The sequence below is a fragment of the Klenkia sp. AC732 genome, assembly GCF_979256525.1.
This window is the reverse complement of sequence record NZ_CEEDOS010000052.1, coordinates 19,843-27,023: the sequence shown is the minus strand read 5'-3', so window position 1 is coordinate 27,023 and position 7,181 is coordinate 19,843. Positions and strand designations below refer to the sequence as shown.

Here is a 7,181-nt window from a genome sequence, read left to right as displayed (position 1 = left end):
GCGGTGGGGCTGTGCGGTGGGGTGGGGGGGGTCCTGGACCGTTCTACCCGCTGGTGCGTCCGTGCCGGGCGGCCGCACCGGTCGAGCGGGGGCCCCGGTGCACCGACGGGCTCGCCCGCGGTGGTGGCCGCAGGATGGGGGTGTCCCCTCCAGGAGACCTGCTCCAGGAGACCCGACCCAGGAGGCCCCGTGTCCCGACGACCGTCCCCCCGACCCGCCGAGCAGTCGTAGTGCGCGGTCCCCGCGTCGCCCGGTCGGGTGGCCCCGTCCTCGCACCCCCGCTGACCCGGCGCTCCTTCCTGGGTGCCTCCGGCGTCGCCCTCGCTGCCGCCCTCACCGCCTGCGGGGGTCGGGAGTCCCCGGTCTCCGGCTCGTCGTCCGGGCGCGACACCCTCACGATCAGCGCCATCCCCGACCAGGACCCCGAGGTCCTCGCCCGGCTGTACGGCGCGGTCGCCGACTCGGCGTCGGCCGCCCTGGACCTCGACGTCGTCTACGAGCCCGTCACCGACTACGCCGCCGCGGTGTCCCTGTTCCGCACCGGCGACCTGGACCTGGTCTGGTTCGGCGGCCTCACCGGCGTCCAGGCCCGGCTGCAGACCCCCGGTGCGGTCCCGGTCGCCCAGCGCGACATCGACGCCGACTTCCACTCCGTCTTCGTCGTCAACACCGCCACCGGGCTGGCCCCTGCCGAGGACCTCGGAGCGCTGGCCGGGCTGCGGTTCACCTACGGCAGCGAGACCTCGACCTCGGGCCGGTTGATGCCCGCCTGGTTCCTGCAGCAGGCCGGCGTGGACCCGCAGGGCTTCCCGGGCGGCCCCGGGTTCTCCGGCTCGCACGACGCGACGCTGGCCCTGGTGGCCTCGGGCAGCTACCAGGCCGGGGTGCTCAACGAGCAGGTGTGGACCTCCCGGCAGGCCGAGGGCACGGTCGACCCCGCCGTCGTCCGGTACGCACGGACGCCGGGGTACCACGACTACCACTGGCTGCTCGGGCCCGACGCGGTCCAGCGGCTGGGGGAGGACCTGCCCGACCGGGTGCTGGCGTGGCTCACCGGGCTGCCGGCCGACGACGAGGTGCTCGAGCTCTTCGGGGCAGGGTCGTTCATCCCGACCGGGGCCTCGGCGTACGACCAGATCGAGGAGATCGGCCGCGACCTGGGGCTGGTCAGCTGAGCACGGTCCTGCAGCTGGACGGGGTCACCGTCGTCCGCGGCCGGACCACCGCGCTCGCCGGCGTCGACCTCACCGTCCACGCCGGCGAGCGGGTGGCGGTCGTGGGCGCCTCCGGTGCCGGGAAGTCCACGCTGCTGGGCGTCGCCAACGGCACCCTCACCCCCACCGACGGCGCGGTGCGGGTGCTCGGCGCCGACCCGACCGGGCTGTCCGGTGCCGGGCTGCGCCGGCTGCGCTCCCGGGTGGGCACCGTGCACCAGCAGCTGGACCTGGTCGGGCCGCTGCGGGTGGTGCACAACGTCAACGCCGGACGGCTGGGGTCCTGGTCGGCCGCCCGGGCCGGCTGGTCGCTGCTGCGACCCCAGGGCGTCGAGGACGTCGTCGCCGCGCTGGACCGGGTCGGGCTCGCCGACCGGGTCTTCGACCGCACCGACCGGCTGTCGGGGGGTCAGCAGCAGCGGGTCGCCCTGGCCCGGGTGCTGGTGCAGCGGCCCGAGCTGGTGCTCGCCGACGAGCCGGCGTCCGCGCTGGACCCGGCGCTGGCCGACACCGCGCTGGAGGTGCTCGCCGGGCTGGCCGCCGACACCGGCGGCGCGCTCGTGGCCTGCCTGCACGACCCGGCGCTCGCGCTGCGGCACTGTGACCGGGTGGTCGGTCTGGTCGCCGGCCGGGTGGTGCTGGACCGGCCCGCCGCCGACCTGGACCTGCGCGCGCTCGAGGCCTTCTACGGGGTGACCCGGTGACGGTGCTCGAGCGTCCGCGGGCGGTCGCCCCGCTGGTCCGGGACCGCCGCCGGTGGGCCTGGGGACTGGGCGCCGTCGCACTCGTGCTGTGGTCGTTGGCCGGCACCGGTGCCTTCACCGGGGACGTGCTCAACCCGGCGGGGCTGTCCCAGGCGGGCCGGTTCGCCGCCGGGGCGGTGCACCCGGACCTGAGCGGGGACCTCCTCGCCGTGCTCGGCGGCGCCGCGCTGGTCACCGTCGCCTACGCCGCGCTCGGGGCGGGCCTGGCGGTCGTGCTGGGCGCGCTCGGTGCGGTCGCCGTCGCCCGCACCACCTGGGGACGACGACGCCTGGGCTGGACCCTCACCCGGGGTGCGCTCGCCGTCCCGCGCGGTCTGCACGAGGCGGTCTGGGGACTGCTGCTGGTCAACGTGCTGGGCCTGGACCCGTGGGTCGGGGTGCTCGCCATCAGCATCCCGTACGGCGCGGTCACCGCCAAGGTGTTCGCCGACCTGGTCGACGAGGTCCCCCGGGGCGGGCACGACGCGCTGCGGGCCGCCGGTGCGTCCCGGTCCGCCGCGGTGCTCTACGGCCTGCTGCCCCCCGCGGCCGGCGGGCTCCTGGCCTACGCGTTCTACCGGCTGGAGTGCGCCGTCCGCTCCGCCGTCGTGCTGGGCCTGATCGGTGCCGGCGGGCTGGGGGACCAGCTGTCGTTGTCCTTCCAGTCGTTGCGCTGGCCGCAGGTCTGGACGGCGGTCTACGCGATCGCGCTGCTGTGCCTGCTCGCCGACGTCGGCGGGCGGGCGGTGCGCCGCCGGCTGGCCGCCCCCGCCCAGGCGCCGGCCGGGGTGCTGCGCCGGGACCGGGTGCTGGTCGGCGCGGTGGCCGGCGTGCTGGTGCTGGTCGGCTGGTCGGCCTGGTACCTGGCGCTGGACGTGCGCACCCTGGTCGGTGCCCGGGCCCGCGAGCAGGTCGGCCACGTGCTGGCCGCGGCCTGGCCGCCGGCCGTGGACGGCGAGCTGCTGCGTCGGGTGGTCGCCCTGTCGGTGGAGACGCTGCAGATGTCGGTCGTCGCGATCGCGGTGGCCCTGACCGGGGCGGTGGCGCTGTCCGGCGTGGCCGCCCACCCGGGCCCGGGCGCCGGGCCGGGCCGGCGGGTGGCGGGTGTCGCCGTCCGGGCGGTGCTGCTCGTGCTGCGCGCCGTGCCGCCGCCGGTCTGGGCGCTGGTGGTGCTCTTCGTGTTCCTGCCCGGTGTGCTGCCGGGGGCGCTCGCGCTGGGGCTGTACACGCTCGGGGTGCTGGGACGGCTCACCGCCGAGGTCGTCGAGGAGCTCGACCCCCGCCCCCGGGCCGCGCTGGACGCCCTCGGTGCGCGGCCGGTCGGCGCGTGGCTGGTCGGCACCGCACCCCGCGCCGTCGGGCCCACCCTGGCCTTCGCCCTCTACCGGTGGGAGGTGGCCGTCCGGGACTCGGTGCTGGTCGGGCTGCTCGGGGCCGGGGGGATCGGGGTCCTGCTCTCGGCGGAGACCGCGTCCTTCGACTGGCCGGCCGTGGCGACCGTGCTGGTGGCGATGGTGCTGCTCACCCTGGCCGTCGACCTGGTAAGCGCGCGGGCCCGGTCCGCCGTCCGCTGATCCACGGGCGCCTCCGCTCGACACCACACGCTCGGGTCGTCGGTGCGGCCTCGCCGCGGCACCACGAGGCGCTGCGGGCCGCCGGCGTCGAGCCCGGCGACCACGCCGACCCCGAGCTGGCCGCATGGATGCGGCGCTGGGCTCGGACGGCGTCGACGCGGTCTTCGACAACGTGGGCGGGGAGACCACCCGCACCGCGTTTGGCCTGCTCGCCCGCGGTGGTGTGCTGGTCACCTGCGCGAACCGCCAAGTTCATCGACGCCGCGGGTGAGGCCGCCGGAGGCCAGATTCCAGCGCGGATCACGGTCGGAAGGCGGTGTACTGGTCCAGGTCTTTCAGCTCGCCGCCGATCTCATGGCGGACCTTCCCACCGTTGGCCACAAAGCCAGCGCGTTCGGCCACCCGTTTCGAAGCGACGTTCCACGGCTCGATGTACAACTCGATCCGTTCAACCTCCGGCATGGTCCAGGCGAAGGTGGCAAGCGCTCTTAGCGCTCCGGTGGCTCGGCCAGTTCCCCTAGCTGCCGGCAGGATCGAGTAACCCGCCGTTGCGAGCCCCTGATCCAGGTGCCGCAGCCACAGCCCTGCAAACCCTAAGCACTCACCGCTGTCTCGATCGGCAACCACGAAGGAGAAGCCAACACGCTCGGCCAACCGCTGACGCTGGGCGTTCACCCAGACTTGCCCCTCTTCCCAGGTGGCCTGAAACGGTAGGGTGCCGATCAGCGGCGCATAGGGGTCCCGGGACAAGGCCTGTGCGGCAACGATGTCGTCGTCCAAGAACGCACGCAGCTGCACGGTGTCGGCCGTGGGTGGCGCGGTCGGCCACGTCCAGGGGTTGTCGTGGTCTCGGGACATGTCTTGACCTTGCCGCTAGCCAGGGTGGGCAACGGTTATGGGACCCATAGAGAATGTCCTCTATCTAACGGTCGCTACTTGGTGGACGCATACGCTTTGATCTTCTTTCGCCAGGCCCGCATGGCCGCCAGCTCGGCGTCTAGCTCTGCTAGTTCTGGCGCGGTGTAGTCGATCTCGGCACTCTTGTCGTGACGGGCGGCCCACTTTGAAGTCTGCCCGTAGCCCCGCTGGAACTCGGCGTCGTCTTCCTGGGTGATGTGAACTAAGGTTCGAAACATCATTGGCTTGACCTGCATGGTGCCGCGGTCGAAGACACGGCCGACGACCTCGAGCGAGACAATTCTTTCCCAGGTCATGGACAACCGACCAGCCCAGAAGCTGACAGTCGCGTCGTACTGGTCCGAGTCCATCGTGGTTCGGTTGCGGCGTAGGTCCACGAGGTGCTCATCGAGCCACCTGAGCCGGTCATCGACGTCCTTGACATCCCATGGGTGACGGTTTTGGCAAATGCCAGGAACCTTGGCCCCAGATCGCTCGACCGACCTCGGGGTGTACGGCACCTCTTTCTCCTGGCTAGCGCGTCGTAGCTCAGCTGCGAACGTCGAGTCGTGCGTGAAGACGATGACCTGACGGTTCGCAGCAAGGCCGACGAGTTGCTCAGCGACATAGCGGCGGCGGTTCGCATCGAGAGACGAGATCGGGTCATCGAAGACCAATGACGACTTGCTCTCGTCGAAGTGCGCCTCGGTGAAGAAGCCAGCCAGACCCAGTGCAGTCTGTTCGCCCTCGCTCAGCACGGTCTCGAGTGCGACATTGCGAGCTGCACCGAGGAAGGCTGGCCGGTGTAGCAGTTGGCCTTTCCTGCCGCCCGTGTCCTTTAACGTGACCCGCTCGAGGCGAAGGCGGTCAAGCTCTCGGGTGAAGCGATCCCGGACGACTTCGGTCACAAAGATGCGAGCCAGCTCGCTGGACTTTCGCGTGATCGAGGAGGTGTCAGTTTCCCTTTTGGCCTTCTCCAGGCGTATCTGTTCGCGCCGTCGGCTCACCTCCGCCTCAACGTTCCCGTAGCTGGCGGATAGAGCAACCTTGGCGCGCAGGTCCTCGTGGACGCGAGCCGCCTGGGTCAAGCTGACCGCAAACCCCCCGTCGTCGATGGCAGCAGCTTGGGTGCGGTCCTCGGCGGCCTTGGCCAGCAGGGTGTCGGACACGCCCACGGCAGGAGTGTCACCGGGTTCGTGGTCTCCCTGGGACGGGTCCCACGCGGTGAGCATGTCTTGGCGGGTGTCGAAGGTGGCGAGCAGATCTCGTGCGACATTAACGAGCGGATCGCCGGTCTCCGCCAGTCGTTCAAGGGCGACCTCGGCTCGACCGGCGCTGGGCAAGGTCGCCAGAGCCTTCACCAGTGCTTGGCGTAGCGCGTCTTCAGCCATGCCTGCACGACGCGAGGTGTCGTCTTGCACGAAGGCCTCGAACCGGGTCAGTCGCTGACGGGCGTCACCGTCGAGGTGCTGATGGCACAGGACGCAGACGTCGTCGTGGGTCTCAGCAGCAGGGAACGTGCGATCCGGGTAGGCCTCAGTTTCGGAGAACGCCCGGGCTGCCTCCCAGAGAGAGCGCCAGGTAGTTGCTCCCACCCCTGGTACTGGCTCAGAACCAAAGCCGGTCTCCGATGCCACGCTCGCTGCTGCCCGCAGCTCCCGGGCCGTTGAGGCCAGGGTGTTGAGGTGCTGGATGGCAGCAGTCCCCAGGAGGTCGTCGAGAGCCTTGAGGTGGGAAGCGATGGTCTCGCGTCGCAGAGCGGTGTCGGTGAAACGCTTCCGCTCCAGGGCCGGGTCGCTTGCGCTCAACCTCGCGTGCTCGCGTTCGGCCTCGTTGGTCTGGGACTCGATGTCCTCAGGTACCTCGGCGGCTGTCCTCAACAGCACCTCGAGCGCGTCCAAGTCCGGGATGGTCTTCGTCGACGTCAGTCGCGCCAGCAGCTCACCTGTCGTCGTCGAGGCGTTCAACAGCGGCAGAGGCTTGGTCTTCGCTGCATTCTGGTTGAGGCGCTGGTCGAGCTCACTGCGAACTGCGTCCGAGACGGCGATGAGGCGGTCGAGGTCGACAAGCGCGGCCGGCCGGTAGGTGAGTTCCATGTCGTTCGAGACGTAACTGTCTCCACAAGCTTCGTCGTAGAAGGCGACCTTGCGCAGCACAGGCGGCGCGCCACCGGGCCACGAAGCTGACTCGACAACACCGTCAACGGCGTAGTGAACGACTGCCGCAGGGACGCCAACGGCCTGGGCGAAGATGTCGGGGAGGACGTCTTCACGGTGTCGAGCGCGCACGGCTGCTTTCAACAGGCGGGCGTAGCCAGACTTACCGCTGCCGTTCTCCCCATAGACGACGGTCAGAGCCGACGCCGAGAAGGAGAGGTGTTGCTGGGATGCAAGGGCATTGACTTCGGAGACGTCACTTATCCCGTGGATGGTGACCGTGCTCGTGCCTGTCGCTGGTTCGTCTTCGATGACTTCAGCGGGTGACAGGGCCACGGGTGACCCGTCGATGAGGTGGTCGGCAATGGAGGCCACCGTCTCGGGAGTAATGACGGTGTCGGTCATCAAGGCCTGCAGGACCTGGTTGTTCCACTCAGAGCGAGTAGCCGCCCAGGCGATGATCTCTTCTTCGATGGTCAACGCGCTCTCCCCGTTTAGCCGTGCTGCCCTGGACGGAACCGTAACTGCAGGTGCCAACACGATTACGCGGCGGCGTCGCTACAGCTGCGTAGCTCGCACTAGCTTGACGATCTCGCC

6 protein-coding genes are annotated in these 7,181 nt (G+C 70.7%); 4 read left to right on the top strand and 2 right to left on the bottom strand.

The window, feature by feature from the left end; genetic code table 11:
* Positions 1-230 precede the first annotated feature (230 nt).
* The 4 genes from AC0IVP_RS19595 (at position 231) to AC0IVP_RS19580 (ending at position 3,802) form a co-directional block, all read left to right on the top strand.
* A complete protein-coding gene (locus tag AC0IVP_RS19595) occupies positions 231-1,175 on the top strand; it encodes a putative selenate ABC transporter substrate-binding protein (RefSeq protein ID WP_235564490.1) in 945 nt (314 codons plus the stop codon).
* Positions 1,172-1,918 (top strand): phosphonate ABC transporter ATP-binding protein, encoded by a 747-nt coding sequence (locus AC0IVP_RS19590; protein ID WP_056290911.1) that lies wholly within the window; start codon positions 1,172-1,174, stop codon positions 1,916-1,918. Before AC0IVP_RS19595 ends, AC0IVP_RS19590 begins: the two co-directional genes overlap by 4 nt.
* Positions 1,915-3,531 carry a PhnE/PtxC family ABC transporter permease gene (locus tag AC0IVP_RS19585; protein WP_471758765.1) on the top strand — a complete coding sequence of 539 codons (1,617 nt, stop codon included), beginning with the start codon at positions 1,915-1,917 and terminating at the stop codon, positions 3,529-3,531. The genes AC0IVP_RS19590 and AC0IVP_RS19585 overlap by 4 nt, the downstream gene beginning before the upstream one ends.
* Before the next feature lie 124 nt (positions 3,532-3,655).
* Complete coding sequence (locus tag AC0IVP_RS19580; RefSeq protein WP_471758763.1) at positions 3,656-3,802, top strand: hypothetical protein; 147 nt, start codon at positions 3,656-3,658, stop codon at positions 3,800-3,802.
* Between the two features lie 29 nt (positions 3,803-3,831).
* Here the strand turns inward: AC0IVP_RS19580 and AC0IVP_RS19575 are convergent, their stop codons facing one another.
* Both AC0IVP_RS19575 and AC0IVP_RS19570 read right to left on the bottom strand, forming a co-directional pair.
* Positions 3,832-4,389: a GNAT family N-acetyltransferase gene (locus AC0IVP_RS19575; RefSeq protein ID WP_471758761.1), complete on the bottom strand. Its 558-nt coding sequence runs from the start codon at positions 4,387-4,389 to the stop codon at positions 3,832-3,834.
* A 74-nt stretch (positions 4,390-4,463) separates the two neighbouring features.
* A complete protein-coding gene (locus AC0IVP_RS19570) occupies positions 4,464-7,064 on the bottom strand; it encodes an AAA family ATPase (protein ID WP_471758759.1) in 2,601 nt (866 codons plus the stop codon).
* Positions 7,065-7,181 lie beyond the last annotated feature (117 nt).

Excerpts from the sequence above, each read along its gene's own strand:
- AC0IVP_RS19575 (WP_471758761.1), bottom strand. The coding sequence starts at position 4,389 with ATGTCCCGAGACCACGACAACCCCTGGACGTGGCCGACCGCGCCACCC.
- AC0IVP_RS19580 (WP_471758763.1), top strand. The coding sequence starts at position 3,656 with ATGGATGCGGCGCTGGGCTCGGACGGCGTCGACGCGGTCTTCGACAAC.